The following is a 26996-nucleotide window of genomic DNA, read 5'->3' as shown; positions in this document are numbered from 1 at the left end:
CTTCCGGTTATAAATAAAGCACTGCAAGGAGAGATTAAAAAGTGAAGCCAAGAGGCTGAATGTGGGGTAGGAGCGAGGAGAGTGAACAAATTGAGATTAGAAAGATTTCGCAAAATAATAGGTCTTTGTCTCCTTGTTTCTTTAGTTTTTATTGGGTGTTTTAAACCGCTTCGGACGTTTATTTCATCCCCGAAGCAACTTGTTGTTTTTGAAGGGCAACAATCAGAAATAGCTTCATTACCAGTTTTTCACGCTTCATCTACAGATCGTCATGTGTTTACAGTAAGTTCCAATGAACAAAAACAAGGACTTATGGTAAATCCTCATCAAAATGGTGAAGCAGATATGGTGTTTCAGCTTGCTGGTTTTCCAGTGAAAAAAGTAAATGTGAAAGTATTGAAAGATTTTAAAGTTATTCCAGGTGGACAATCAATTGGTGTGAAGTTAAATACAAAAGGGGTACTTGTTGTAGGCCATCATTTAATTCAAACTGAAAAAGGGAAAGTATCTCCTGGTGAAACAGCTGGTGTGCAAATTGGAGATATGATTACTGAAATTAATGGTAAAACAATTGAAAGAATGAGTGATGTAGCACCATTTATTCATAATAGTGGTGAGACAGGTGAACCGCTTAATCTTGTTTTGTTAAGAGATGGAAAACATATCCGCACTAAGTTAACACCACAAAAAGACAGTGGAGAATCGTCTTATCGTATTGGTTTATATATTCGTGATTCGGCAGCTGGAATCGGAACAATGACATTTGTTCATCCTGATTCTATGAAATATGGGGCACTTGGTCATGTCATTTCTGATAACGATACGAAAAAGCCGATTCAAGTCGAAGATGGACAAATTATGCGTTCGACAGTTACATCAATTGAAAGAGGTAGTCATGGGAATCCAGGAGAGAAATTAGCGAGGTTCTCACCAGATCGTGAAGTGATTGGTAATATTACAATAAATAGTCCATTTGGTATATTCGGGAAATTGAATACAAATATACCAAATGGCGTAATGGATAAAGCGATGCCTATTGCACTATCTCATCAAGTAAAAGAGGGACCGGCAAAAATATTAACAGTTATTGATAAAGATAAAGTGGAAGCGTTTGATATTGAAGTTGTAAGTACAGTACCGCAAAAGTTTCCAGCTACAAAAGGCATGGTAATAAAAGTAACAGACAAACGTTTATTAGCGAAAACGGGTGGTATCGTACAAGGCATGAGCGGAAGTCCAATTGTACAAAACGGGAAAGTAATTGGTGCTGTTACACATGTATTTGTAAATGATCCAACGTCAGGATATGGTGTTCATATTGAATGGATGTTACATGAGGCTGGAATTAACATTTATGAACAAGAAAGAAAAGCGAGCTAATTATTAATTAGCTCGCTTTTCTTTTGAAAAATTCGTTGAAATTTTGTAAAAGCTCCGCAAGAGGTGTTTTTTGTTGTAAAATAAAAGAAAAGGGTTGAACGTTTCGTTGTATTTCTATGATGGAATGTGTTGCGAAAGGGAATAAATGAACGATAAACATATTTTTTTGTGATTTTATCGGAAAGTAACAAACTTTAAAAGGGAATTTTCACACAATTGTCGAACAATTCATGTAGCCTAGAAGGATACACATGTCGGAGAATCGATTCGGTAAGGGAGGAAAAGCTGTGGAGAAAATTAAAGTCTGTCTTGTAGATGATAATAAAGAATTAGTATCAATGCTAGAGAGTTACGTAGCTGCTCAAGATGATATGGAAGTAATCGGTACTGCTTATAATGGTCAAGAGTGTTTAAATTTATTAAATGATAAGCAGCCGGATGTACTTGTTTTAGACATTATTATGCCACATTTAGATGGTTTAGCTGTACTAGAGAAAATGCGAAATATTGAAAGGCTAAGACAGCCTAGCGTAATTATGTTGACAGCATTTGGACAAGAAGATGTGACGACAAAAGCTGTTGACTTAGGTGCTTCATATTTCATATTAAAACCATTTGATATGGAGAATTTAACGAGTCATATTCGTCAAGTGAGCGGTAAGGCGAACGCTACCATTAAACGTCCACTTCCATCTTTCCGTTCAGCAACTACAATAGATGGAAAACCGAAAAACTTAGACGCGAGCATTACGAGTATCATTCATGAAATCGGTGTGCCTGCTCATATTAAAGGGTATATGTACTTAAGGGAAGCAATCTCTATGGTGTACAATGATATCGAATTACTTGGATCTATTACGAAAGTATTGTATCCAGATATCGCGAAGAAATATAATACAACAGCAAGCCGCGTCGAGCGTGCAATCCGTCACGCAATTGAAGTAGCATGGAGTCGTGGGAATATTGATTCTATTTCGTCCTTATTCGGTTATACAGTATCCATGTCAAAAGCAAAACCTACGAATTCCGAGTTCATCGCAATGGTTGCGGATAAGCTGAGACTTGAACATAAGGCTAGCTGAGAGTAAAGATAGTAAGGGATTTAAGTTTTAGTAAAGCTTAATCATTCTTTAAATTTATACTCGATATTAAATGTAAAACCAATGAACTTTTTATTTAATGACCAATGAATTTTAGAATTCGTTGGTCTTTTTATTTTATTGAGAACAAGAGATCATTTGATATCATGGAAGATAAATCCTGTTTTTAGTAATATTACATATAAGTGAGTTTTTTTATAAGATAATTAAATAGGTATAGATAGGGAGAAGGGGAATGAAAAATAAAATATTAACTTGGCTAGGAATAGTAGCAGCTATGGGAGTTCTTGCTGTTGCAGTTACATTTGGAAAGTTAGAGATATAGGAGAATGGATGAATGACTTTAAAAAAAATAGTGAATCGAGCTTACCCAATCATTGTTATGACGGTGTTTTTATCTATATTTTCAATGATAGTAAGTAAATTTTTTATCCCCAAAACAATTTTGATGAGTGGTGAATTTCCTTATCCGACTGAGGAGTACACTCCCCAAAAAGTCGGTGCTGTTCTAGCGGCGACGTTGCTTTTATTTGCGCTCTTCTTTATGTATTATAAATGGGTTATTAATAAAATGAAAAGAACGTACACAAATATTATGATTGCTTTAGGTATCGTAATCATTTTGACGACGGAAATAATGATTACTTCTATCGCATTTAATCCTGTTGTAGGAGATTATGCCATCCTTAAACAAGGAATTGTCTCTGTGTTTAATGGAGATAATCAATTTTTAGAAATGGGACAGCTTCTATTTTATCCATATAATACACATATTGTATTATTAGGAGGATATTTTGCTAAATTGGTAGGAAGCGTAGATGTGGCGATAAAAATATTACCAATAGTATGTATAACAGGTAGTATTATTTTAAATGTATTGATTGTAAGGAAAATTACAAACTTTAAAGTTGCTCACATATCGATCGTGTTATCTGTGCTAAACGTTTTTATATATTGGCAGGCGCCAGTTTTCTATACGCATACATTAGTAATATTTTTTATTTCAGCAACGATGTATACATATTTATGTTTGAAAACAGCGGAAACAAAAAGGTTGAAGATTATTTTATGGATTTTATTAGGAGTTTTTGCGGCTTGTACTTATATTATAAGACCGACAGCATTGGCGTTAGCGTTAGCGATTTTAATTGAGAATATTTTTAAATTTCGTAAGAAGTATTCTGTAAAGGTGTTAAGTAGTGTTTTATTTTGTTTAATCCTTATTGTAAGTTTTAAAAGTATAACGACAAAGCTAAATCTCAGTACCGATAATGAAATTGAAAAAATTCCATTCACTCATTGGGTGAAAATGGGGTTGAACAAAGATACGTACGGTGTGTGGAATCAGGCAGATGCAGATTATATTGATGATGAAAACATAAAGAATACGAAGGATTTAAATGAACACAATAAAGAAGTTATAGTGCAGCGTTTCAGTGAATTTGGTGTAACGGGTTATGTACACCATTTAAATGAAAAAATAACTAGAGAATGGGTATCAAGTCAGTTCTCCATGTACCGTATTGGACAATGGTTTGAGCAGAAGAACGACACGATAACTAATTACGTATCGAACTATAGTACAACGAAGTATAAAATCGTTACTGTATATTCGTATGTTATCAAATTATTTGTTTATGTAGCTGTTCTGGCGGCTGTTATACTTTATAAAAAGAAAGATGAAAATGAATCGGAAGTTATACGAATTGCGATGATTAGTACGTTAGGGGTGTTTACTTTCTTATTACTATGGGAAACAGCTCCTCATTATACTTATGAAGCATTTGCATTTATGAATATTCCAGCTTCTTTAGGGTTGTATAAATTGTTTATGATTTTTAATAAAGAAAAGAAACATGCATAATTTGAGTAACTGAAATGAGTAGTAAGAAACCCCTCTTTTATTAAAAGAGGGGTTTTAATTTATTGATTATAAATGTTTGAAAAAAAGATTAAATGGAATCATAGTATATCTGTTAAAGGATTTTAGTAGGGAAGTCATCCGTGATATAATAGAAAATAATAAAAAGCCCTGCAAAACAGGACTGTATTATTCCTCGTCTTTATTTTGTTTTTCTAATTCAACTAACTTTTGAATTAGAATGTGCTGCGGCATATGCATAAGTTGTTCAAGTGGAACACCTAATGCTTTTGATAGGCGGACTGCAGTGTCTGGAGAAATTTGTAATGGTCTCATAGAAGTACCTCCTTTTTCGTATAGTATAGCATAAGATTGGGGGAGTGAGGATGACTCTTATATTTGCACATCGTGGTGCAGCGGGAACGTACCCAGAAAATACAATGATTTCATTTGAAGCAGCTGAATCTTTTAGAGCAGATGGAATTGAGCTTGATGTTCAATTAACGAAAGATGGAAAAGTTGTCGTCATTCATGATGAAACAGTGGACCGGACAACAAATGGAAAAGGTGCGGTTCGTAATTATTTATATGAGGATTTATGTAAATTAGATGCGAGCTATAAATTCGGTGATAAAGTAGGCTTTTGTAAAATACCTCTTTTAGAAGAGGTGTTAGAATGGATTGATAAAACAGAGTTGCTACTTAATATTGAACTGAAAAATAATAAAATTCCATACAGAGGTTTAGAGGAAGAAGTTATAACGCTTGTACGGAAATGTAATCTAGAAGATCGTGTTATATTTTCTTCATTTAATCACTACAGTATGAAAAGGTGTCATATGATGGCTCCTGATATTCAAACAGCGATTTTATATCGTGAAGGTTTGCATAGTCCGTGGGCGTATGCGAAAAAAATGGGCGCTACAGCAGTGCACCCTAATTATCGTTATCTTCAAGATGCTGTTGCTGAATTAACGATGGAAAGTGGTGTAGAGGTTCGGCCCTATACAATAAATGAAGAAACGCTTATGCGTAAATATTTTGATATGAATATTTCGGCGATTATTACTGATTACCCCGAAACAGCAAGAATGTTATTGCCAATAAAAAAATGAGACCGCGTGTAACGGTCTCATTTTTTATTTATAAATAGTGGGGCCTTCCTACCTTCTAAAGCGAGCTTGTACTTTATTTCGTTTACGGTCTCGGTGTAAGACGAAGCCTCCGAAGATATAAAACCCGAGCCCGAAGCAGAGAGCGCCGATTAAAAATTGTAACCATAGTATAGAGAGTGGAGGAAATAGAATCCCGAATACAGTATCTCTCATTAACTTAATGCCAAACACAGCTAATGAAATAGGGATGAGTGCTAATGATAGAGCAAGGTAACGCTGCATATAAACGCTCCTTTTCAGATTATTTTGTTTATTTCAATGATGTTATATGAAAAGGGGGTTTGTCAAGAGGGGGCTGAACGAGTAAGATAAGGGTGTGAAAAATTTTGCAGAGATACTTCGAGAGGAAGTGTAATATATGAAACAAAAAGTTTTAATTGTTGGTGCAGGTGAAGGTGGTAGTACACTGCTGAATCTGTTACAAAGTTCAAATATATTTCAAATTATAGGGATTATTGATATAAATCCGATAGCAAAGGGATTACAAATGGCTAAGGAATATGGGGTTACAATTGGAGAGAGTGTAACGCCGTTTCTTTCTATGCATATTGATGTAATGTTTGATATGACGGGTGACGATGATTTACATAAAGATTTAATAAAGAAAAAGCATAAAGATACTCTTCTTATACCAGGTGATATTGCGAAAATTGTTACGAGATTAGCACATGAGAAGGAAAGTTTAATTGGAAAATTAGAAGAACAGACGCAGCAAGGGGATTTAATTTTAAATTCTACGCATGACGGTATGATTGTGATTGATCGAGAGGGACAAGTACGCCTATTTAATAAAAGTGCAGAGCGTATTATCGGATATAAAAAAGAAGATGCGGTAGGGAAATATATTTTAGAAGTTATTCCGACTAGTAAGTTGCTTCGTATTATACGTACGAAACAAATAGAAGTAAATTATGAACTGACATTAGAGAATGAAAAGAAAATTATTACAACCCGTATTCCAATATTAAAAGAGGGAGGAGAGGTACAAGGGGCATTTGCGATTTTTAAAGATATAACAGAGGTTGTAGATCTTGCGGAAGAAGTTACAGATTTAAAGGAGATTCAAACGTTACTTGAGGCGATTATCAACTCGTCTGAGGAAGCAATTTCGGTCGTGGATGAAAAGGGAAGAGGATTAGTAATTAACCCTGCGTATACGAAATTAACAGGTTTAACAGAAGAGGACATTATTGGGAAACCGGCTACAACTGATATTGTAGAAGGTGAAAGTATGCATATGAAAGTACTTCGAACGCGTAGGGCGGTACGCGGAATACATATGAAGATTGGACAAAAGAAGCGTGATGTAATTGTAAACGTAGCGCCAGTTATAGTGGATGGGATATTGAAAGGAAGCGTTGGTGTAATTCGTGACGTATCAGAAATTCAAAAGTTAACAAATGAATTGAATAGAGCAAGGCAAATTATTCGAACGTTAGAAGCGAAATATTCATTTGATGACATTGTCGGAAATTCAGATGAAACAACGGCCGCTATTGAACAGGCGAAACTTGGAGCGAATACACCGGCAACAGTATTACTACGCGGAGAATCTGGAACGGGTAAAGAATTGTTTGCACATGCAATTCATAATGGAAGTAATCGAAAATATAATAAATTCGTCCGGGTAAACTGTGCTGCTATTTCCGAAACTTTATTAGAAAGTGAATTATTCGGTTATGAGGAAGGTGCATTTTCAGGAGCAAAAAGAGGCGGAAAACGAGGTTTTTTTGAGGAAGCGAATAACGGTAGTATCTTTTTAGATGAAATAGGAGAATTGTCTGCAAATACGCAAGCGAAACTCCTTCGCGTGTTGCAAGAAAAAGAAATTGTAAAAGTTGGTGGAACGAAAGCGATACCTATAAATGTCCGGGTAATTGCAGCGACACATGTGAATTTAGAAAAGGGCATTCTAGAAGGAGAGTTTAGAGAGGATTTATATTATCGATTAAATAAAATTCCAATTCAAATTCCGTCTCTTCGTCAACGAAAAGGAGATATACCGGCAATTGCAGACAGATTGATTCAAAAAATTAACCAAGATTATGGTCGGAATGTAGAGGGGCTCACTGATTCGGCTATTTCATATTTACAATCATATGAATGGCCAGGAAATGTGAGGGAGCTTGAAAACATTTTAGGACGAGCTATTATCTTTATGAATTATAACGAAATATATATTGATGTCCATCATTTACCACCTTTACATACAGAGGAGCAGACTGAGGTAAAACAAAATAACTTATTACCTGAATTAGAAGAAAAGCCACTTGAACAATTAGTGACAGAGTTTGAAGGGCATATCATTCATGAATGTTTAGAGAGGTTTGATGGAAATAAAACAAAAACTGCAAGAGCATTAGGAATTTCGGTTCGAAATTTATATTACAAACTAGAAAAGTATGAGTGTGCAAAAAATAGCATGCAATAAATTGCGTACCGTGCAATTTATTGCATGGTATACAAAAAGCGACAAAATAAGACAGAATGTTTTGTTATTTTCCAAAGTATTGATTTTACTGCATTTTGAATGCGTTTTCATTATTGGTAAGACCACTTTTGAAAGTTGGCACGGTATTTGCTTTATAAATAGACGAGGGACGACGGAAAGGGTTGATTACAAAATATGAAGTTAGAACACTTAATTGATCAAGCAGCAGGACAGCCTAAAAAAACTGTGGCTGTAGCAGTAGCTGAAGATCATGAAGTAATTGAAGCTGTAGCGAAAGCAATTAAATTACAGCTAGCTCAATTTCGTCTATATGGAAATCAAGAAAAAATAATGGGGATGCTACAAGAACATGGTTTACAAACTTCAGAACACATTGAAGTGATTGCAGCAGCGTCAAGTGCTGAGGCTGCAGAACTTTCTGTTAAAGCTGTAAGAAATGGCGAAGCAGATGTGCTTATGAAGGGAAACATCCCAACAGCAAATATTTTGAAAGCTGTATTAAATAAAGAGTGGGGACTTCGTAAAGGTAGCGTACTTTCACACGTTGCAGCATTTGAAGTTCCAAATTACGATCGTCTTATCTTTGTTACAGATGCAGCGATGAACATTGCACCTGATGTAACACAAAAAGCTGCTATTATACAGAATACTGTAGAAGTTGCCCAGGCAATAGGAATAGATTTGCCAAAGGTAGCACCAATTGCAGCAGTAGAGGTTGTGAATCCTGCGATGCAAGCGACAATTGATGCCGCGATGTTAACTCAAATGAATCGCCGCGGACAAATTAAAAATTGTGTCGTTGATGGACCACTTGCTTTAGATAATGCAGTATCACAAATTGCAGCAGAACATAAAGGCATAGTAAGTGATGTAGCAGGTAAAGCAGACATTTTACTCGTCCCAACGATTGAAGCTGGAAATGTGCTATACAAATCACTCGTATACTTTGCGGATGCAAAAGTAGGAGCTATGATTGCTGGCGCAAAAGCACCGATTGTTTTAACATCTCGTGCTGATTCAGCAGAAACAAAAGTATATTCATTAGCATTGGCAGTTACGACTGCTTCAAAATAAACCAAACAGGGTAAAACACTAGGGGGAAACGACAATGACATTAGAAATCTTCGAATACTTAGAAAAATATGATTATGAGCAAGTAGTATTTTGTCAAGATAAAGAATCTGGTTTAAAAGCAATCATCGCAATTCATGATACAACACTTGGACCAGCTCTTGGTGGAACAAGAATGTGGACATATGATTCTGAAGAAGCGGCGATTGAAGATGCATTGCGTCTTGCAAAAGGGATGACATACAAAAACGCAGCAGCTGGCTTAAACTTAGGTGGTGCGAAAACAGTAATTATCGGTGATCCACGTAAAGATAAGAGCGAAGCGATGTTCCGTGCATTAGGACGATACATTCAAGGACTAAACGGACGTTACATTACAGCTGAAGATGTTGGTACAACAGTAGATGATATGGATATTATTCACGAAGAAACTGATTTTGTAACAGGTATTTCACCATCATTCGGTTCTTCTGGTAACCCATCTCCAGTAACTGCATACGGTGTTTATCGTGGTATGAAAGCAGCTGCGAAAGAGGCTTTCGGTACTGATAATTTAGAAGGAAAAGTAATTGCTGTTCAAGGTGTTGGTAACGTAGCGTATCACCTATGCAAACATTTACATGCTGAAGGAGCAAAATTAATCGTTACAGATATTAATAAAGAAGCTGTACAACGCGCGGTAGAAGAATTCGGTGCATCAGCAGTTGAGCCAAATGAAATTTACGGTATTGAATGTGATATTTACGCACCATGTGCATTAGGCGCAACAGTTAATGACGAAACTATTCCACAACTTAAAGCAAAAGTAATCGCAGGTTCTGCAAATAACCAATTAAAAGAAAATCGTCACGGCGACATGATTCATGAAATGGGTATTGTATACGCACCAGACTATGTTATTAATGCTGGTGGTGTAATTAACGTAGCAGACGAATTATATGGATACAATAGAGAACGTGCACTAAAACGTGTTGAGTCTATTTATGACACAATTGCAAAAGTAATCGAAATTTCAAAACGCGATGGCATTGCAACTTATGTAGCAGCAGATCGTTTAGCTGAAGAGCGCATTGCAAGCTTGAAAAACTCTCGTAGCACATACTTACGCAACGGTCACGACATTATTAGCCGTCGCTAATCATTCATATATTACTTTTACAAAAGGTGTGGTTACCTCTTATGAGGTTTCCACCTCCTTTTGAATTTATTAGTGGAGGTAGCAACAGTGTCTTTAAATCGAATTCTTGTTATTAATCCGGGTAGTACATCCACAAAAATTGGTGTTTTTGATAATGAAAGGCCCGTTTTAGAAGAAACTATTCGTCATGACGAAGAACAAATTGGAAAATATAAGAGAATTATCGATCAATATGAGTTTCGCAAAGAAACGATTTTAGAAGTTCTACATTCTCACGGTATTAACATTTCAAAGTTAAACGCAGTTTGTGGGCGTGGGGGATTACTTCGTCCAATCGAAGGCGGAACATACACAGTAAACGATTCGATGTTAGAAGATTTGAAAAATGGGTTTAGCGGTCATCATGCTTCAAACCTTGGAGGCATTTTAGCATATGAAATCGCTTCTGGATTAAATATTCCGGCATTCATAGTAGATCCTGTCGTTGTAGATGAAATGGAGCCGGTTGCTCGTATAAGCGGTATTGCTGGTATGGAACGTAAAAGTATTTTCCATGCATTAAACCAAAAAGCAGTTGCTCGTAAAGTGGCTGAAGAATTAAATCACAAATACGAGGATTTAAATTTATTAGTTACACATATGGGTGGCGGTATTACAGTTGGTGCTCATAAAAAAGGAAAAGTTATTGATGTGAATAACGGCTTAAACGGAGAAGGCCCATTTAGTCCAGAGCGTGCGGGTACAGTACCGGTAGGGCAATTAGTGGAGATGTGTTTCTCTGGTGAGTATTACCGTGACGAAATGGTTAAAAAACTTGTTGGACAAGGTGGACTTGTAAGCCTAATCGGTACAAATGATGCGATCAAAGTAGAACAAATGGTTGAAAAAGGTGATCCGGAAGCAACTCTTATTTATAAAGCAATGGCATATCAAGTTGCAAAAGAGATTGGCGGAGCTAGCGCTGTACTTCACGGGAAAATTGATGCAATCGTTTTAACTGGTGGACTTGCGTACAGTAAAATTCTTGTTGATGAAATAAAAGAACGTGTTGACTGGATTGCAGATGTTATCGTACATCCAGGGGAAGATGAATTACAAGCATTAGCAGAAGGAGCACTTCGTGTATTACGTGAAGAAGAAGCGCCGAAAGAGTATGTTGTACGAGAAAAACAAACAGTAGCTAGGGGTTGAGATAATGGCAAGAGAATATGATTTAGTCATCGTTGGCGGCGGTACTGGTGGATATGTTGCTGCTATTCGAGCATCACAACTAGGTTTAAAAACTGCACTTGTTGAAAAAGAAAATCTTGGTGGTACTTGTTTGCACAAAGGATGTATTCCTAGTAAAGCTCTTTTACGTAGTGCGGAAGTATACGCAACTGCTAAAAAAAGCGAAGAGTTCGGAGTTATTGCAAGTAATGTAGAACTAAACTTTGCGAAAGTGCAAGAGCGTAAAGAGAAGATTGTAACGCAACTTCATAAAGGTGTTCAACACTTAATGAAACAAGGTAAAATTGATGTGTTTGAAGGTATCGGCCGTATTCTTGGCCCATCTATTTTCTCTCCAATGCCAGGGACAATTTCAGTTGAACTTGCAAGTGGAGAAGAGAATGAAATGTTAATTCCAAAAAATGTACTTGTTGCAACAGGTTCTCGTCCGAATTCATTACCAGGTTTAGAATTAGACGGAGAGTATGTAATGTCTTCCGATCATGCCCTAAAAATGGAAACGCTTCCTAGCTCAATTATTATCGTTGGTGGCGGTGTAATCGGTATTGAGTGGGCATCTATGCTTGCTGACTTCGGTGTAGAAGTTACAGTATTAGAGTATGCGAAAACGATATTACCACTAGAAGATCAGGACGTTTCAAAAGAAATGCAACGTCTATTCAAGAAAAAAGGTATTAAAGTGGTAACTGGTGCAAAAGTATTACCAGAAACATTGGTAAAAGATAACGGAGTGACAATTCAAGCTGAACATAACGGTGAGAATAAAGAATTTAAAGCAGAAAAAATGCTTGTATCTGTAGGAAGACAAGCCAATACGCAAAATATTGGTTTAGAGAATACGGATATCGTTGTGGAAAAAGGATACATTCAAACAAATGAGTTTTATCAAACGAAAGAATCTCATATTTACGCAATCGGAGATGTAATCGGCGGCTTACAACTTGCTCACGTTGCTTCTCATGAAGGAATTGTTGCAGTAGAACATATTGCTGGTAAAGAAGTTACACCAATTGATTACTCTATGGTATCAAAATGCGTATATAGCAGTCCAGAAGTTGCTTCTGTCGGTTTAACAGAACAAGAAGCGAAAGAAAAAGGCTATAAGTTAAAAGTAGGTAAGTTCTCATTCCGTGCAATCGGAAAAGCACTTGTATACGGCGAATCAGATGGTTTCGTAAAACTTGTAGTTGATGAAGAAACAAATGACATTCTTGGTGTTCATATGATTGGACCACATGTAACAGATATGATTTCTGAAGCTGGTCTTGCAAGAGTACTTGATGCAACACCGTGGGAAGTAGCACATACAATTCATCCGCATCCATCATTATCTGAGGCGATTGGTGAAGCAGCATTAGCTGTAGATGGAAAAGCGTTACACGCATAAAAATGTGGATTTAGGAGGTTATGAAAAATGGCAGAAGTAAAAGAAAAGCGCCATGAAGAGCTTGGCTTAAGTGATGAGCAAGTATTAGAAATGTTCCGTACGATGTTACTTGCACGTAAAATCGACGAACGTATGTGGTTATTAAACCGTGCGGGTAAAATTCCATTCGTAATTTCTTGTCAAGGACAAGAGGCTGCACAAGTTGGAGCAGCATTCGCTCTTGATAGAGAGAAAGATTATGCATTACCATACTACCGTGATATGGGTGTTGTACTAGCGTTCGGTATGACAGCTAAAGAGCTTATGTTGTCTGCTTTCGCAAAAGCTGGAGATCCAAACTCTGGTGGTCGTCAAATGCCTGGTCACTTCGGTCAAAAGAAAAATCGTATTGTGACAGGATCATCTCCAGTAACAACGCAAGTACCACATGCAGTTGGTATTGCATTAGCTGGAAAAATGGAAAAGAAAGATTTAGTAACGTTTGTTACATTTGGAGAAGGTTCTTCAAACCAAGGTGACTTCCATGAAGGGGCAAACTTTGCTGGTGTACACAAACTACCTGTTATTTTCATGTGTGAAAATAATAAATACGCAATCTCTATTCCAGTTGAAAAACAATTAGCATGTAAAAACGTATCAGACCGTGCAATTGGTTACGGTATGCCTGGATATACAATAGACGGAAACGATCCACTTGCAGTATATAAAGCTGTAAAAGAGGCAGCAGACCGCGGCCGTCGTGGTGAAGGCCCAACTTTAATTGAAACAGTATCATATCGTTTAACAGCACATTCTAGTGACGACGATGATCGTGTTTATCGTGATAAAGAAGAAGTAGAAGAAGCAAAGAAAAAAGATTCAATCATAACATTTGCAGCTTATTTAAAAGAAGCTGGCGTGTTAACTGAGGAATTTGAAAAACAAATGTTAGACGAAATTATGCATATCGTAAATGAAGCAACAGAATATGCAGAAAATGCTCCGTATGCAGCACCTGAAGATGCATTGAAGCACGTATACGCAGAATAGGGGGGAACGTTTCATGGCTGTAATGTCTTATATTGATGCTATTACATTAGCAATGCGCGAAGAAATGGAACGCGATGAGAAAGTATTTGTTTTAGGTGAAGATGTTGGTAAAAAAGGTGGCGTATTTAAAGCGACACACGGATTATATGATCAATTTGGTGAAGATCGTGCGCTTGATGCACCGCTTGCAGAATCTGCAATTGCTGGGGTAGCAATTGGTGCGGCAATGTATGGTATGCGTCCAATCGCTGAAATGCAGTTTGCTGATTTCATCATGCCAGCAGTAAACCAAATTGTTTCTGAGGCAGCAAAAATTCGTTATCGTTCTAATAACGATTGGACTTGTCCAGTTACAATTCGTGCGCCATTTGGCGGCGGTGTTCACGGTGCATTGTATCATTCACAATCTGTGGAAGCGATGTTTGCGAACCAACCAGGTTTAAAAATTGTCATTCCTTCTACACCGTATGATGCAAAAGGTTTATTAAAAGCAGCAATTCGTGATGAAGATCCAGTATTATTCTTTGAGCATAAGCGTGCATATCGCTTAATTAAAGGTGAAGTGCCAGAGGATGATTACGTATTACCAATCGGAAAAGCAGATGTAAAACGCGAAGGTGATGATATTACTGTTATCACGTACGGATTATGTGTTCACTTTGCTCTTCAAGCAGCTGAAAAGTTAGCGCAAGATGGCATCTCTGCACATGTTCTTGATTTACGTACTGTATATCCATTAGATAAAGAAGCAATCATTGAAGCAGCTTCTAAAACAGGTAAAGTTCTTCTTGTAACAGAGGACAATAAAGAAGGAAGTATTATAAGTGAAGTGGCAGCAATTATTGCTGAAAACTGTCTGTTTGATTTAGATGCGCCAATCGCACGTCTTGCAGGTCCAGACGTTCCAGCAATGCCATATGCACCAACAATGGAAAAATTCTTTATGGTAAATCCAGATAAAGTTGAAAAAGCAATGCGTGAACTTGCGGAATTTTAATCGGGGGGACTATACATGGCTGTAGAAAATATCACAATGCCTCAGCTCGGGGAGAGCGTTACAGAGGGTACAATTAGTAAATGGCTCGTTAATGTTGGCGATCATGTAAACAAGTATGATCCACTTGCAGAAGTAATGACTGATAAAGTAAATGCTGAAGTACCATCTTCTTTCACTGGTATTGTGAAAGAATTAATTGCTGGTGAAGGTGAGACGTTAGCTGTAGGTGAAGTAGTTTGTGTTATTCAAGTAGAAGGCGCAGATGAAGTAGCAGCGACAGCTGTTGAGGAAAAAACAAAAGAAGAACCAAAGTCAGAAGTAGCTACGTCTGAAAAAGCACCGAAGGCAAAACAACCAACTGATGGAAAACCACGTTTTTCACCAGCTGTTTTAAAACTTGCAGGTGAGCATAATGTTGATTTAGATTTAGTAGAAGGTACGGGAGCAAATGGCCGTATCACTCGTAAAGATATTTTAAAGCTAGTGGAATCTGGAAATATTCCGCAAGCAGGTGCGAAGAAAGAGGAAGCGGTAGCAGCAGTAGTAGTAGCGCGTCCAGAAGCACCAAAAGCAGCGCCAGTAGCACAAAAAGTAGAAGCTGCAAAACCAGTTTCTGTACCAACAATGCCTGGCGATATCGAAATTCCAGTAACAGGTGTGCGTAAAGCAATTGCAGCGAACATGTTACGTAGTAAACACGAAGCGCCACATGCTTGGATGATGATTGAAGTAGATGTGACAAACCTTGTGTCATACCGTAATTCAATTAAAGGTGATTTCAAAAAGCGCGAAGGCTTTAATTTAACGTTCTTTGCTTTCTTCGTAAAAGCAGTAGCGCAAGCGTTAAAAGAGTATCCTCAAATCAATTCAATGTGGGCTGGCGATAAGATCGTTCAGAAGAAAGATATTAACCTTTCTATCGCTGTTGCAACAGAGGACGAACTATTTGTACCAGTAATTAAACACGCGGATGAGAAGACGATTAAAGGTATTGCTCGTGAAATTACAGAGCTTGCAGGAAAAGTACGTACGAAATCGTTAAAAGCGGACGAAATGCAAGGTGGAACATTTACAATTAATAACACAGGATCATTTAGTTCTGTTCAATCTATGGGTATTATTAATTATCCACAAGCGGCTATTTTACAAGTTGAATCAATTGTAAAACGCCCAGTAATTATGGATAATGGTATGTTCGGTGCTCGCGACATGGTTAACTTATGTTTATCACTTGATCACCGTGTACTAGATGGCTTAATTTGTGGTAAGTTCTTAGGACGTGTAAAAGAAATTTTAGAAAATACGTCAGAAAATAATACATCTGTATATTAATAAAAAGCTCGCTTATGCGAGCTTTTTATCATCTTATTTCTTCATCTACATCCTACTATATGTATAATATCTTCCCCAGTAATCTTACAATGAACGATTATGTATTAGGAATTTATGAAAATACATTGCTGATATATGGTATATGGATATAAAATAAGAAAAGAATAATTTTTTTGGCAAATCTTACTGACGAAACTGTAGTATAATATATTGTATTGTATGAAAAAGAGAGTTATTCTATATAAGTGTTTTATAGATAATGTGTAATCAGTCGTCAAAACATGAAGAATGTTGACTCCTGGTTTTTTATTTTGCTGTAACAATGTTTCAGGAGGATGTCATGAAAAGAAGTACCGAGTTTCTAAAAAGTTTAGATGTAAAATTAATATTAATTTTGTTAGCATTATGTGTTACGAGTATAGCTGCTATATATAGCAGTCAGCAAACTGGACAATATGGGGCTGAGAATTTTGCTCTGAAACAAGGTGTTAACTACATAATTGGGATTGTAATGTTACTTCTTGTTGCAAGTGTTGATTCAGATCAGCTACAAAAACTATCTTGGCCATTGTATATTGCTACATTTGCTTCGATTATTTTGTTGAAGATATTACCAGTTTCAAACTTTACACCTGAAATACTTGGGGCGAAAAGATGGTTTAGGTTTCCGGTAATTGGATCTATTCAACCGTCGGAGTTTTTCAAAATTGCACTGGTTATGTTAGTAGCAAATTTAGCAGTAAAACATAATGCACAGTATATGGTTCGAACATTTAAAACAGACCTAATATTAATAGGAAAGGTAATGTTAGTAGCTATTCCTCCTACGGCTGTTGTATATAGCCAACCGGATACAGGTATGGTGTTCTTATATGCTGCTGCAATTGCATGTATTTTATTTATGTCAGGTATTCAGAAGAAATTGATAGCGTTATGTACAATTATTCCGGTGACCATAGTATCGGCGTTAATATTTATTTACGTAAGGTATGAGGATTTCTTCTTTAATAATTTAGTTACTTTACTAAAACCTCACCAACAATCACGTATTTTAGGTTGGTTAGATCCATTTGAACATACAGATCAAGGTTATCAAACACAGCAATCGATCTTAGCTGTAGGTAGTGGCGGTATGGAAGGGAAAGGATTTGGCGAAGGGAACGTCTATATCCCTGAGAAGCATACTGACTTTATTTTTGCTACAATTGCCGAAGAAGGTGGATTTATCGTAGCAGCGTTAGTTGTATTCTTGTTCCTATTACTACTATATCGAACAATTATTATCGGTTATTCTGCTGATAATTTATTCGGTACATTATTATGTGCTGGATCAATCGGAATATTAACGGTTCAAATATTCCAAAACATCGGTATGATCGTTGGATTAATGCCTGTAAAAGGGATTGCATTACCGTTCTTATCATATGGAGGAAGTTCCTTGTTCTCGAATATGATTATGATGGGTCTCATATTATCCGTACGAAAAACGTATAAAAAGTATATGTTTTCCGTCAAGTAAGAAAAGCTGATTCGTTTAAAAACGAATCAGCTTTTTTACATATATGCTCTTAAACGTTGCAAACTAAAACAAAGTAGCAGTTTGAGACGGGTAAGGAGTGCAAAGTGATGCATATGCATATTTTTGAAGGGGCACGGCATCTTTCCAATAGTGAATGGGTTATTCGGGCTATTATAGCATACATATTTTTAATATTAGTTGCGAAAGCGATGGGGCAAAGATCCATCGCGCAACTTCGTTTTTTAGATGTCGTATTAGTATTATTGCTTGGTGGAAATATTTCTAACGCATTATCTGATGAAAAAGTAGGATTACTCGGATCAATGATTACAACGTTCATACTCGTTGTACTTCACATTATAAGCTCAGTCTTAATGTTGAAATGGGATAGATGGAGACGCTTTTTAGAGCCAGCACCTATTATTCTTATACACAATGGTTCCATTGATTTTAGCAATTTGAAAAAAGCGAGAATTACGGTGGAATATTTATTTTCGGAACTTCGTATGCGAAATGTGAGTGATATTCAAAAGATTAAATTAGCATTATGGGAAGCGAACGGTGTCGTTTCTATATTTCAGTATCCAGAATATGAAGCAGTTTCGCGGCTTGATCTGAAAGTGGCGGGAAAAAAATCTCCAGTTTCATTTGTATTAGTAAAGGATGGGAGCATTCAGAAAGATGTTCTTGCTTTATTAGGGAAAACAGAAGAATGGGCGAGAGAATTTCTAGAGAAAAACGCAGAAGTTGAATCCATTATGTTAGCTACAGTAGATGAAGCACATAAAATAAATATTTTGTTAAAAAAATGAAAAATATACGCATTTTGTCGTTTCATACATATGATACAATAGTGTGGACAACGAAAAAGGAGGCGATACGATGGGATATGTAGAAGAATTACGAAAAATAGTTGGTCATCGCCCTTTAATTTTAGTTGGTGCTGTTGTACTCGTTATAAATGAAAATGGGGATGTTTTATTACAGCAAAGAACAGAGCCTTACGGAAAATGGGGATTGCCTGGCGGATTAATGGAGCTTGGCGAATCACCAGAAGAAACAGCTTGCCGTGAAGTATATGAAGAGACAGGAATAGAAGTGAAGAACTTGCGATTAATTAATGTATTTTCGGGAGCGAATTATTTTACAAAACTAGCAAATGGTGATGAATTTCAATCCGTAACGACAGCCTATTATACGGATGAATATGAAGGGGAGTTTGTTATGAATAAAGAAGAAGCGGTTCAGCTTACATTCTTCCCACTAACAGAACTACCTGACTATATTGTAGGATCGCATAAAAAAATGATTACTGAATATATGAAAATTATGGAAAAAAAGATATAATATAATGAAAGAGATACAAAAACACAGTTCTGGTCGGTAGTCCAGACACATGATTTCATGTCAGTAACCTTCCCCTCCGGGATGTCCAGTATTTCTAATTTTTTTAAAGGAGGGGCTGTCAATGGATTTGACAGTATATCACGATGGTCAATTTTTCGTAGGAATTATTACGCATAAAGAAAAAGGAAAATTGTATGGAGCAAGGTATATTTTTGGAATGGAACCTTCAGATGAAGAAGTACTTATATTTGTGAATGGTCCAATGTTAGCATATTTCCAGCATGTTGCAAAATGCGGTGTGGAAGTGGAAGAAAAACAGCGTCCAAAAAATATAAAACGTATCATACGACAAGCGGCAAAAGAAGTAAATGTAAAGCGTTTTACTAAGGCACAAGAAGCGATTAGTTTATCTTATGAATTGTATAAACAAGAAAAGAAAGTGCAGTCTAAAGAGAAGCGAGAAGCTGAAAAACAAAGAAGACGTTTAATTAAAGTACAAAAAGCAAAGCAAAAGCATCGTGGCCATTAAAAAAAGGTGTTAGAGCAAGGGCTCTAACACCTTTTCTATGCCTAAATACAAGTAAACTTACTTGTATTTCATAAACATTAACTGGTAAGATACAAATAGATAGTTTTAGAGGAGGGAAAAGATTGATTAATTTTAACTTTTTTATGAATGATGTTGTCCGCCAAGCGCGTGAAGAGATTGTCTCTGCTGGATATACAGAATTGACGACGCCGGAAGCAGTAGAAGAAGCGTTTAAAAGAAATGGAACAACACTTGTAATGATAAACTCTGTATGTGGTTGTGCAGGTGGTATTGCTCGTCCTGCTGCTGCGCATTCCGTACATTATGATAAACGTCCTAACCATCTTGTAACGGTGTTTGCAGGTCAAGATAAAGAAGCGACAGCAAAAGCTCGTGAATATTTCGAAGGATATCCACCTTCTTCTCCATCATTCGCTTTATTAAAAGATGGAAAAATTGTAACGATGGTAGAACGTCATGAAATTGAAGGTCATGAACCAATGCAAGTTATTGCAAAACTACAATCTTATTTCGAAGAGAATTGTGAAGAACTATAAATATAAGCGAAAAGGCGGTATGTCCACAATGAAGTGGATGTACCGCCTTTTTTTATTTAGTATTAAAATTTATGGGATATGCATAGTTATGTTGTTTTATGCAATATTTTATACATAACAAACGTTGTTTGTATTGATATTTTATTTATTTTTATTTTATATATTGCATAAAAATTAAAGTGCTGATACAATACAAACATCGAATAAATATTCTATTAAACTTTTAAATATACATTATTAGGGGGAAGAAAGATGAAGAAGTTATTATCAATATCGTTTGCACTTATTTTAATTGTAAGTATGTTCAGTGCTTGTAGTAATGGGGAAGAAAAGGCTACTGGAAAAAATAAGAAAGTACTGGTTATGGGGACTTCAGCAGATTATAAACCATATGAATACGTAGAAGCTTCAAAAAGTGATGAAATTATCGGCTTTGATGTTGATGTTGCTAAATATATCGGAAAAGAACTTGGTTATGAAGTGAAAGTGAAAGATATGGATTTTGGTGGTTTATTAGCATCCCTTAGCTCAGGAAAAGTTGATTTTGTCATGGCAGGTATGACGCCAACGGCAGAGCGTAAAAATAATGTTGACTTCACAGATATATATTTTGTTGCGAAAAACATGGTCGTTTCTAAAAAGGATTCTAATATTCAATCTGTAGAGGATTTAAAAGGGAAAAAAGTAGGGGTACAAACAGGATCTATCCAAGAAGAGAAAGCAGCAGAATTTAAAAAACAAGTAGATTTCAAAGTTGAGGGACGTGACCGTATACCAGAAATCGTACAAGAAATTAAAGCTGGTCGTTTTGACGCTGCAATTATAGAAGACACAGTTGCTAAAAATTATTTAGAAAAAATGAAAGAATTACAAGGAATTGAAATTAAAGAAGCACCAGAAGAAGTAGGAGCAGCAATTGCCCTTCCGAAAAACAGTGATAAAACAGCAGAATTTAATAAAGTAATTAAAAAAATGCAAGAAAATGGAGAAATGGATAAATTAGTGAAGAAATGGTTTGGCAGCGAAAAATAAGCTGCCTTTCACTTTTCTGTGAGGGGAATGAAAAGAATGAACTTAGATTTTTCGGCGATTACGCCTTCGATACCATATATACTAAAAGGCCTAGAAGTTACTTTAAAAATTGTAGCAGTATCAGCGTTAGTTGGGTTTATTTTAGGAACGTTATTAGCGCTTTGCAAAATTGCTAGAATACGAGCATTAAATATAGCGGCAGATTTTTATACATCAATTTTCCGTGGTACACCACTTGTATTGCAATTAATGATTATTTATTTCGGTGTCCCGCAAATAATTGGTTATGAAATACCAGCATTCGTAGCAGCTGTATTAGCATTTAGCTTAAATTCAGGTGCATATATGTCAGAGGTAATTCGTGCCGGCATTCAAGCGGTTGATAAAGGACAAACAGAAGCAGCGATGGCTTTAGGAATTCCTTACGGGAAAATGATGCGAAATATCATTTTCCCTCAAGCATTAAAAAATATATTACCAGCGCTTGTGAACGAGTTTGCGACACTTACGAAAGAATCGGCTGTAGTAACAGTAATAGGAGCGACCGATTTAATGCGCCGTGCTTACATTGTAGGCGGTGAAACGTTTAAATATCTTGAACCATTACTTTTTGTTGGACTCATTTATTATATGCTAGTCATTATTCTTACATTAGTCGGGAAGGCAATTGAAGGGAGAATGAAGAAAAGTGATTAAAATTGAAAACCTTCATAAATCATTTGGAAAAAACGAAGTATTAAAAGGGATTACAACAACGATTGAAAAAGGGGAAGTAGTAGCAATTATTGGACCGTCTGGATCAGGGAAATCAACATTTTTACGTTGTATGAATGTGCTAGAAGCACCGACAAATGGTCACATTTGGATTGGAACGGAAGAAGTAACGAATCCGAAAACGAATATTATGCACGTTCGTGAAAATGTCGGAATGGTATTTCAGCATTTTCACCTATTTCCTCATATGACGGTATTAGAAAATATTACGTATGCTCCTATCAATGTAAAAGGAGTAACGAAACAAGAAGCTGACAAGAAAGCCGAGAAACTTTTAGAAAAGGTCGGTTTATTAGATAAAAAAGATACGTATCCGAATCGTCTTTCGGGAGGACAAAAGCAACGTGTAGCAATTGCGAGAGCGTTAGCGATGGAACCAGAAGTGATGTTATTTGATGAACCAACATCAGCACTAGATCCAGAGATGGTAAAAGAAGTGTTAGAAGTTATGAAATCATTAGTTACGACAGGAATGACAATGGTGATTGTTACACATGAAATGGGATTTGCAAAAGAAGTAGCAGATCGTGTTCTCTTTTTAGATGGTGGAAAGCTTGTAGAAGATAGCGCGCCAACAGAATTTTTTGTAGCACCGAAAAGTGAACGTGCGCAACAATTTTTACAAAAAATATTGTAATATGTAAAGGTTGCGTGAATAATAAGTAGAAAAGGATGACATTGTGTCATCCTTTTTTTATACTAACTGTAAATACGTTTATACATATAGGAGCAGTGCTATGTTCAAAATTGGATACCGTACAGTAAAAACAGCAATAGGGACAGGCGCAGCCGTTTTTATTGCGCAGTTATTAGGATTAGAATTTTATAGTTCAGCGGGCATTTTAGTTATATTATGTGTACAAAATACGAAACGTAAATCACTTCAAGTATCGCTACATCGTTTTTTAGCTTGTGTATTATCAATGGTATTCGCGTTTTGTATTTTTGAAACAATTGGATATACACCACTTGCAATTAGTATATTATTACTTACATTTATTCCGACTGCAGTTATGCTCAAAATTCAAGAAGGTATTGTCACGAGTTCAGTTATTGTGATGCATCTATATTCATTGAAACAAATTACATGGCTTATTGTTGGGAATGAAATTGCGATATTAACGATAGGAATTAGCGTGGCTTTATTAGTGAATATGTATATGCCAAGTAGTGAAAATAAGCTAAAAGAGTATCAGGATACAATAGAAAGTAACTTTAAAACAATTTTGTTTGAAATGGTCGTGTATTTACGAAACAGAGAAAGTAGCTGGAGCGGGGCAGAACTTATTGAAACTGAAAATATGCTAAATGAAGCAAGGGATTTATCGTTTAAGAAACTTGAGAATGCATTTATGCGAGAAGATGGCTATTACTATCGTTATTTTAATATGCGCATGCAACAATTCGGAATTTTAGAACGGATGATACCATTAGCAGCTTCTTTATCATGGACATATGAACAAGCTGATATGATTGCGGATGTGGTTGAAAACATTGGAAATGCTATTAGCCCTGAGAGTACTGGGGTTATTTCCTTAAGACAGCTTCAAGAAATGAGAGAATTATTTAGAGACATGCCATTGCCCGTTACACGTGAAGAATTTGAGATACGTGCGAAGCTTGTTCAACTTGTGTATGAAATGGAACAATATTTACTCATTAAAAGCCGTTTTAAGGGAAAGGATAATATAAAAGAACTTATATAGAAGGTAGGAATTATTATGCCGTATCTTCTCTCTTTCATATTATGTCTTTCTTTATCGCATATTTGGCCTCTTGGTGATAATCCACGTGCCGGAGATCCTTTTATTATTGTAAATAAAGCGACGAATAAACTAGCTTATATTGACGATGGAAAGATCCAAAAGGTTTTTCCAGTAGCGACAGGGAAAACAAATGAATTAACTCCAGAGGGAACTTTTGATGTTGTAATGAAAGCGAAGGATCCGTATTATATTGCGAAGGATATTCCAGGTGGGTCACCGAAAAATCCACTTGGGTCAAGGTGGATTGGATTTAATGCAAGAGGAACTGATGGAAGTAAATATGGAATACATGGAACAAACCAACCTAGTTCAATTGGAAAGTATATTTCACAAGGATGTATAAGAATGAAGAAAAACGATGTGGAGTATTTATTTGATCGCATTCCAATTGGAACGAAAGTATGGATTGTGAAGTCGAAAAAATCATTTCAGCAATTGGCAAAACAAAAAGGGGCCATTGCATATGAAAAAGCCAACAAAGGTTGGCTTTTTCTATTGTAATAAGTTGTCTTGACATGTGTACATAACCATGAGTTAATGAGAGTATAGAAAGATAAAGTGAAACTTTAATCAGTGGGATGTTTTTTACCCGCGGATTATCAGCCCTCACCGATCAGGATAAAAAATTAGATAAAGGGGTTGCTCATATGTACTTGAATCCAAAAATTTCGTATATGCAATTTTTTATGGGATTTCTATTTGTTATTACATTCATATTGGCAACTTTTAATATATGTTCTTATCTTGTAGCAATTGTATGTATGGCATTACTCAATCTTACTTTTGTTATTGGAGCATTTCAGCAGAAACAATATACAAGTTTTATAACAGCACTTGTAATGTCATTCTCCTTTAGTATTGTAGCGATTGTGCTTTATATAAAATAAACCATCTCGATATCGAGATGGTTTATTTTATTATGTTATGTGTAAAAAGTAAAAAAAGGACGAACACATCGTCCTTTTTACCAAAACATACTTGCGCCAGCAAGTAATGTTGTTACAAGCATAGAAATTAGCATTACATAAATCATAACTTTTTGAGCTTTTTTATGCATCGTTAAACCTCCTTGCAAATCAGTACAATATTATTGTAACGAGAAATGATATTGTGGACAAGGGGAGAGAAGTGACAAAATTCGAGAAGTGCGTGTAAAGTATAACAGGAAATTTGTATGTATGTAGAGAATATATAATTAATGATAGAGTATAAGTTTTTTGTTATGCAAGCTGAAGAATGGAGATACGATGATGAAAATATATGAAACAAATCGTTTACATTTAAGGGAAATTGATGAGTCGTATGCTGAAAAAGTTCTTCAATATTACGACAGAAATCGTGAATTTTTAAAAGCTTGGGAAGAGTATAGACCGGATGATTTTTTTACGTTAGATTATCAGAAGAAAAAGTTACAAAAGGATAGAAAAGAGTTTGCAGAAGGTAAAATCATCAGGCTTTGGATTTTTAAAAAGGGTGATGATACGAAAATAATTGGATGTATTTCATTTAATTTAATTGTTCGCGGAATTTATCAATCTTGTGTACTCGGCTATAAATTAGATAAGGCAGAGTTAAACAAAGGTTATACGACAGAAGCGCTTAGAAAAGCGATTCAAGTTGCTTTTGAGGAATTTCAGTTACATCGTATAGAAGCACCGATTATGCCACGAAATTTAGCATCTATACAAGTAGTGACGAAGATAGGCTTTCAATATGAGGGCGTGTCTAGGAAAATGTTAATGGTTAATGGAGTATGGGAAGATCATATGCGCTGGGTATTGTTAAATGAGTAATAGAAAGCAGATGGTTATCTAGACATATAAACCGTCTGTTTTTTGTCTTGTATTTCGAAACTTTTGCGAAATTCTGTTATAATTAATAGTGTTACATACATAATGGTAGTGCAGGAGGCGCAGTCTTATGATTAATCAAGAACGTTTAGTAAATGAATTTATGGAATTAGTACAAGTAGATTCTGAAACGAAATTTGAAGCAGAAATTTGTAAAGTATTAACAAAGAAGTTTACAGATTTAGGTGTAGAAGTATTTGAAGATGACACAATGGCTGTTACTGGGCATGGTGCAGGTAATTTAATTTGTACTTTACCAGCAACAAAAGATGGTGTTGATACAATTTACTTTACTTCTCATATGGATACAGTAGTTCCTGGTAATGGAATTAAGCCTTCTATTAAAGATGGATATATCGTATCAGATGGTACTACGATTTTAGGTGCGGATGATAAAGCTGGATTAGCATCAATGTTCGAAGCAATTCGTGTTTTAAAAGAGAAAAACATCCCTCATGGTAAAATTGAATTTATTATTACAGTTGGAGAAGAATCTGGTCTTGTTGGTGCAAAAGCATTAGATCGTGAGCGCATTACAGCGAAATACGGTTACGCATTAGATAGCGATGGAAAAGTTGGTGAAATCGTTGTTGCAGCTCCAACACAAGCGAAAGTGAATGCAATTATTCGTGGGAAAACAGCTCATGCTGGTGTAGCACCAGAAAAAGGTGTATCTGCAATTACTATCGCAGCGAAAGCAATTGCGAAGATGCCACTTGGTCGTATTGATTCTGAAACAACTGCAAATATTGGACGTTTTGAAGGTGGTACACAAACAAATATCGTTTGCGATCATGTACAAATCTTTGCAGAAGCGCGTTCTTTAATCAATGAAAAAATGGAAGCACAAGTTGCGAAAATGAAAGAAGCATTTGAAACAACTGCAAAAGAAATGGGTGGTCATGCAGACGTTGAAGTAAACGTTATGTACCCAGGATTTAAATTTGCTGAGGGTGATCACGTTGTAGAAGTTGCAAAACGTGCAGCTGAAAACATTGGTCGTACACCTTCTCTTCACCAAAGTGGTGGCGGAAGTGATGCAAACGTAATTGCAGGACACGGTATTCCAACAGTTAACTTAGCGGTTGGTTATGAAGAAATTCATACAACAAACGAAAAGATTCCTGTTGAAGAATTAGCGAAAACAGCAGAATTAGTTATAGCAATTATTGAAGAAGTAGCGAAGTAATGTAATAGAAAAAGCGTGTAAATCACAATTGATTTACACGCTTTTTATTTTGATTCGATTGCTTTTACAAGGCGGATCAGCCAATACAAGAAAATCCATGGCAATATATAAGTTGTTGCTATATGTACTAGACGAGGGAAGAATCCAAATGTATTAAAGTTGAAAATAGGAAGCAGTAAATAATTAATGGCTATGATTAATATAATCACAAGGAACGTATAGTTGAGTTTATTAGTTGATTTCATCATAATCACCCCTTTTTGTAATTTGATACATTTTAT

29 protein-coding genes are annotated in these 26996 nt (G+C 36.0%); 25 read left to right on the top strand and 4 right to left on the bottom strand.

Annotated features, from left to right (window positions below; genetic code table 11):
* The first annotated feature begins 81 nt into the window (after positions 1 to 81).
* From spoIVB to DM800_RS08370, 3 genes are all read left to right on the top strand, one after another.
* Positions 82 to 1380 (top strand): SpoIVB peptidase, encoded by a 1299-nt coding sequence (spoIVB, locus tag DM800_RS08385; RefSeq protein ID WP_048546381.1) that lies wholly within the window; start codon positions 82 to 84, stop codon positions 1378 to 1380.
* 287 nt (positions 1381 to 1667) lie between these two features.
* Positions 1668 to 2462: a sporulation transcription factor Spo0A gene (spo0A, locus tag DM800_RS08375; protein WP_033658812.1), complete on the top strand. Its 795-nt coding sequence runs from the start codon at positions 1668 to 1670 to the stop codon at positions 2460 to 2462.
* 355 nt (positions 2463 to 2817) lie between these two features.
* Entirely contained in the window at positions 2818 to 4344 is a 1527-nt protein-coding gene (locus DM800_RS08370) for a glycosyltransferase family protein (RefSeq protein WP_147786712.1), read from the top strand.
* A gap of 186 nt (positions 4345 to 4530) precedes the next feature.
* Here the strand turns inward: DM800_RS08370 and DM800_RS08365 are convergent, their stop codons facing one another.
* Positions 4531 to 4677 (bottom strand): YycC family protein, encoded by a 147-nt coding sequence (locus DM800_RS08365; RefSeq protein WP_001247671.1) that lies wholly within the window; start codon positions 4675 to 4677, stop codon positions 4531 to 4533.
* A 50-nt stretch (positions 4678 to 4727) separates the two neighbouring features.
* Here DM800_RS08365 and DM800_RS08360 point away from each other — a divergent pair, with 50 nt between their 5' ends.
* Positions 4728 to 5456, top strand: coding sequence for a glycerophosphodiester phosphodiesterase (locus DM800_RS08360; protein WP_048546379.1), 729 nt, complete (start codon positions 4728 to 4730; stop codon positions 5454 to 5456).
* Positions 5457 to 5504: 48 nt separating this feature from the next.
* Here DM800_RS08360 and DM800_RS08355 read toward each other — a convergent pair whose 3' ends face one another.
* Positions 5505 to 5738, bottom strand: a complete 234-nt coding sequence (locus DM800_RS08355; RefSeq protein ID WP_001190198.1) for a DUF2627 domain-containing protein — start codon at positions 5736 to 5738, stop codon at positions 5505 to 5507.
* 136 nt (positions 5739 to 5874) lie between these two features.
* On the opposite strand from DM800_RS08355, the gene DM800_RS08350 reads away from it, so the two are divergent.
* The 19 genes from DM800_RS08350 to DM800_RS08250 all read left to right on the top strand — a co-directional run bounded on the left by DM800_RS08350 (position 5875) and on the right by DM800_RS08250 (position 24563).
* Complete coding sequence (locus DM800_RS08350; protein ID WP_048546377.1) at positions 5875 to 7947, top strand: sigma-54 interaction domain-containing protein; 2073 nt, start codon at positions 5875 to 5877, stop codon at positions 7945 to 7947.
* A gap of 195 nt (positions 7948 to 8142) precedes the next feature.
* Complete coding sequence (gene yqiS, locus DM800_RS08340; protein ID WP_088048131.1) at positions 8143 to 9042, top strand: phosphate butyryltransferase; 900 nt, start codon at positions 8143 to 8145, stop codon at positions 9040 to 9042.
* Between the two features lie 34 nt (positions 9043 to 9076).
* Positions 9077 to 10177 carry a leucine dehydrogenase gene (locus tag DM800_RS08335; RefSeq protein ID WP_147786711.1) on the top strand — a complete coding sequence of 367 codons (1101 nt, stop codon included), beginning with the start codon at positions 9077 to 9079 and terminating at the stop codon, positions 10175 to 10177.
* Between the two features lie 87 nt (positions 10178 to 10264).
* Positions 10265 to 11368 carry a butyrate kinase gene (buk, locus tag DM800_RS08330; RefSeq protein ID WP_000056197.1) on the top strand — a complete coding sequence of 368 codons (1104 nt, stop codon included), beginning with the start codon at positions 10265 to 10267 and terminating at the stop codon, positions 11366 to 11368.
* Positions 11369 to 11372: 4 nt separating this feature from the next.
* Positions 11373 to 12794, top strand: coding sequence for a dihydrolipoyl dehydrogenase (gene lpdA / locus DM800_RS08325; RefSeq protein ID WP_000090438.1), 1422 nt, complete (start codon positions 11373 to 11375; stop codon positions 12792 to 12794).
* A 27-nt stretch (positions 12795 to 12821) separates the two neighbouring features.
* On the top strand, positions 12822 to 13823 hold the full coding sequence (gene bfmBAA / locus DM800_RS08320) for a 3-methyl-2-oxobutanoate dehydrogenase subunit alpha (protein ID WP_000852549.1): 1002 nt from the start codon (positions 12822 to 12824) through the stop codon (positions 13821 to 13823).
* Positions 13824 to 13836: 13 nt separating this feature from the next.
* Complete coding sequence (gene bfmBAB, locus DM800_RS08315) at positions 13837 to 14820, top strand: 3-methyl-2-oxobutanoate dehydrogenase subunit beta (RefSeq protein WP_000290073.1); 984 nt, start codon at positions 13837 to 13839, stop codon at positions 14818 to 14820.
* 15 nt (positions 14821 to 14835) lie between these two features.
* Positions 14836 to 16152 carry a dihydrolipoamide acetyltransferase family protein gene (locus tag DM800_RS08310; RefSeq protein ID WP_147786710.1) on the top strand — a complete coding sequence of 439 codons (1317 nt, stop codon included), beginning with the start codon at positions 14836 to 14838 and terminating at the stop codon, positions 16150 to 16152.
* Positions 16153 to 16492: 340 nt separating this feature from the next.
* Positions 16493 to 17671, top strand: coding sequence for an FtsW/RodA/SpoVE family cell cycle protein (locus tag DM800_RS08300; RefSeq protein WP_088123370.1), 1179 nt, complete (start codon positions 16493 to 16495; stop codon positions 17669 to 17671).
* A 107-nt stretch (positions 17672 to 17778) separates the two neighbouring features.
* On the top strand, positions 17779 to 18483 hold the full coding sequence (locus tag DM800_RS08295) for a DUF421 domain-containing protein (RefSeq protein WP_048546371.1): 705 nt from the start codon (positions 17779 to 17781) through the stop codon (positions 18481 to 18483).
* 70 nt (positions 18484 to 18553) lie between these two features.
* Positions 18554 to 19018: an NUDIX hydrolase gene (locus DM800_RS08290; protein ID WP_088608133.1), complete on the top strand. Its 465-nt coding sequence runs from the start codon at positions 18554 to 18556 to the stop codon at positions 19016 to 19018.
* Positions 19019 to 19139: 121 nt separating this feature from the next.
* Positions 19140 to 19547, top strand: coding sequence for a YjdF family protein (locus tag DM800_RS08285; protein ID WP_073516449.1), 408 nt, complete (start codon positions 19140 to 19142; stop codon positions 19545 to 19547).
* Positions 19548 to 19690: 143 nt separating this feature from the next.
* Positions 19691 to 20104, top strand: a complete 414-nt coding sequence (locus DM800_RS08280; RefSeq protein WP_170968331.1) for a BrxA/BrxB family bacilliredoxin — start codon at positions 19691 to 19693, stop codon at positions 20102 to 20104.
* A gap of 252 nt (positions 20105 to 20356) precedes the next feature.
* On the top strand, positions 20357 to 21136 hold the full coding sequence (locus tag DM800_RS08275) for a transporter substrate-binding domain-containing protein (RefSeq protein ID WP_000735475.1): 780 nt from the start codon (positions 20357 to 20359) through the stop codon (positions 21134 to 21136).
* A gap of 36 nt (positions 21137 to 21172) precedes the next feature.
* Positions 21173 to 21832 carry an amino acid ABC transporter permease gene (locus DM800_RS08270; protein ID WP_001046922.1) on the top strand — a complete coding sequence of 220 codons (660 nt, stop codon included), beginning with the start codon at positions 21173 to 21175 and terminating at the stop codon, positions 21830 to 21832.
* Entirely contained in the window at positions 21825 to 22547 is a 723-nt protein-coding gene (locus tag DM800_RS08265; RefSeq protein WP_087985156.1) for an amino acid ABC transporter ATP-binding protein, read from the top strand. The genes DM800_RS08270 and DM800_RS08265 overlap by 8 nt, the downstream gene beginning before the upstream one ends.
* Positions 22548 to 22647: 100 nt before the next feature.
* Positions 22648 to 23616 (top strand): aromatic acid exporter family protein, encoded by a 969-nt coding sequence (locus tag DM800_RS08260; protein ID WP_147786709.1) that lies wholly within the window; start codon positions 22648 to 22650, stop codon positions 23614 to 23616.
* A gap of 15 nt (positions 23617 to 23631) precedes the next feature.
* On the top strand, positions 23632 to 24177 hold the full coding sequence (locus DM800_RS08255) for a L,D-transpeptidase (protein WP_147786708.1): 546 nt from the start codon (positions 23632 to 23634) through the stop codon (positions 24175 to 24177).
* A 146-nt stretch (positions 24178 to 24323) separates the two neighbouring features.
* Positions 24324 to 24563: a DUF3894 domain-containing protein gene (locus DM800_RS08250; RefSeq protein WP_000281162.1), complete on the top strand. Its 240-nt coding sequence runs from the start codon at positions 24324 to 24326 to the stop codon at positions 24561 to 24563.
* 77 nt (positions 24564 to 24640) lie between these two features.
* On the opposite strand, the gene prli42 is transcribed toward DM800_RS08250, so the two are convergent.
* A complete protein-coding gene (gene prli42 / locus DM800_RS29125) occupies positions 24641 to 24733 on the bottom strand; it encodes a stressosome-associated protein Prli42 (protein ID WP_000549038.1) in 93 nt (30 codons plus the stop codon).
* Positions 24734 to 24923: 190 nt separating this feature from the next.
* On the opposite strand from prli42, the gene DM800_RS08245 reads away from it, so the two are divergent.
* Both DM800_RS08245 and DM800_RS08240 read left to right on the top strand, forming a co-directional pair.
* Positions 24924 to 25469, top strand: coding sequence for a GNAT family N-acetyltransferase (locus DM800_RS08245; protein ID WP_002008488.1), 546 nt, complete (start codon positions 24924 to 24926; stop codon positions 25467 to 25469).
* 127 nt (positions 25470 to 25596) lie between these two features.
* Entirely contained in the window at positions 25597 to 26715 is a 1119-nt protein-coding gene (locus tag DM800_RS08240; protein WP_048546358.1) for a tripeptidase T, read from the top strand.
* Positions 26716 to 26759: 44 nt separating this feature from the next.
* Here DM800_RS08240 and DM800_RS08235 read toward each other — a convergent pair whose 3' ends face one another.
* Positions 26760 to 26960, bottom strand: a complete 201-nt coding sequence (locus tag DM800_RS08235; protein WP_046956380.1) for a hypothetical protein — start codon at positions 26958 to 26960, stop codon at positions 26760 to 26762.
* Positions 26961 to 26996 lie beyond the last annotated feature (36 nt).

The organism is Bacillus sp. AY18-3 (assembly GCF_008042305.1).
GTDB lineage: Bacteria > Bacillota > Bacilli > Bacillales > Bacillaceae_G > Bacillus_A > Bacillus_A wiedmannii.
The sequence above is the reverse complement of the archived record's forward strand: the minus strand, read 5'-3'. Positions and strand labels throughout refer to the sequence as shown.

Bases quoted from the DNA above. Each gene is read 5' to 3' on its own strand.
- DM800_RS08370 (WP_147786712.1), top strand. From the start codon at position 2,818: ATGACTTTAAAAAAAATAGTGAATCGAGCTTACCCAATCATTGTTATG.
- DM800_RS08365 (WP_001247671.1), bottom strand. From the start codon at position 4,677: ATGAGACCATTACAAATTTCTCCAGACACTGCAGTCCGCCTATCAAAA.
- DM800_RS08360 (WP_048546379.1), top strand. From the start codon at position 4,728: ATGACTCTTATATTTGCACATCGTGGTGCAGCGGGAACGTACCCAGAA.
- DM800_RS08355 (WP_001190198.1), bottom strand. From the start codon at position 5,738: ATGCAGCGTTACCTTGCTCTATCATTAGCACTCATCCCTATTTCATTA.
- DM800_RS08350 (WP_048546377.1), top strand. From the start codon at position 5,875: ATGAAACAAAAAGTTTTAATTGTTGGTGCAGGTGAAGGTGGTAGTACA.
- yqiS (WP_088048131.1), top strand. From the start codon at position 8,143: ATGAAGTTAGAACACTTAATTGATCAAGCAGCAGGACAGCCTAAAAAA.
- DM800_RS08335 (WP_147786711.1), top strand. From the start codon at position 9,077: ATGACATTAGAAATCTTCGAATACTTAGAAAAATATGATTATGAGCAA.
- lpdA (WP_000090438.1), top strand. From the start codon at position 11,373: ATGGCAAGAGAATATGATTTAGTCATCGTTGGCGGCGGTACTGGTGGA.
- bfmBAA (WP_000852549.1), top strand. From the start codon at position 12,822: ATGGCAGAAGTAAAAGAAAAGCGCCATGAAGAGCTTGGCTTAAGTGAT.
- bfmBAB (WP_000290073.1), top strand. From the start codon at position 13,837: ATGGCTGTAATGTCTTATATTGATGCTATTACATTAGCAATGCGCGAA.
- DM800_RS08310 (WP_147786710.1), top strand. From the start codon at position 14,836: ATGGCTGTAGAAAATATCACAATGCCTCAGCTCGGGGAGAGCGTTACA.
- DM800_RS08300 (WP_088123370.1), top strand. From the start codon at position 16,493: ATGAAAAGAAGTACCGAGTTTCTAAAAAGTTTAGATGTAAAATTAATA.
- DM800_RS08295 (WP_048546371.1), top strand. From the start codon at position 17,779: ATGCATATGCATATTTTTGAAGGGGCACGGCATCTTTCCAATAGTGAA.
- DM800_RS08290 (WP_088608133.1), top strand. From the start codon at position 18,554: ATGGGATATGTAGAAGAATTACGAAAAATAGTTGGTCATCGCCCTTTA.
- DM800_RS08285 (WP_073516449.1), top strand. From the start codon at position 19,140: ATGGATTTGACAGTATATCACGATGGTCAATTTTTCGTAGGAATTATT.
- DM800_RS08280 (WP_170968331.1), top strand. From the start codon at position 19,691: ATGAATGATGTTGTCCGCCAAGCGCGTGAAGAGATTGTCTCTGCTGGA.
- DM800_RS08275 (WP_000735475.1), top strand. From the start codon at position 20,357: ATGAAGAAGTTATTATCAATATCGTTTGCACTTATTTTAATTGTAAGT.
- DM800_RS08270 (WP_001046922.1), top strand. From the start codon at position 21,173: ATGAACTTAGATTTTTCGGCGATTACGCCTTCGATACCATATATACTA.
- DM800_RS08260 (WP_147786709.1), top strand. From the start codon at position 22,648: ATGTTCAAAATTGGATACCGTACAGTAAAAACAGCAATAGGGACAGGC.
- DM800_RS08255 (WP_147786708.1), top strand. From the start codon at position 23,632: ATGCCGTATCTTCTCTCTTTCATATTATGTCTTTCTTTATCGCATATT.
- DM800_RS08250 (WP_000281162.1), top strand. From the start codon at position 24,324: ATGTACTTGAATCCAAAAATTTCGTATATGCAATTTTTTATGGGATTT.
- prli42 (WP_000549038.1), bottom strand. From the start codon at position 24,733: ATGCATAAAAAAGCTCAAAAAGTTATGATTTATGTAATGCTAATTTCT.
- DM800_RS08245 (WP_002008488.1), top strand. From the start codon at position 24,924: ATGATGAAAATATATGAAACAAATCGTTTACATTTAAGGGAAATTGAT.
- DM800_RS08240 (WP_048546358.1), top strand. From the start codon at position 25,597: ATGATTAATCAAGAACGTTTAGTAAATGAATTTATGGAATTAGTACAA.
- DM800_RS08235 (WP_046956380.1), bottom strand. From the start codon at position 26,960: ATGAAATCAACTAATAAACTCAACTATACGTTCCTTGTGATTATATTA.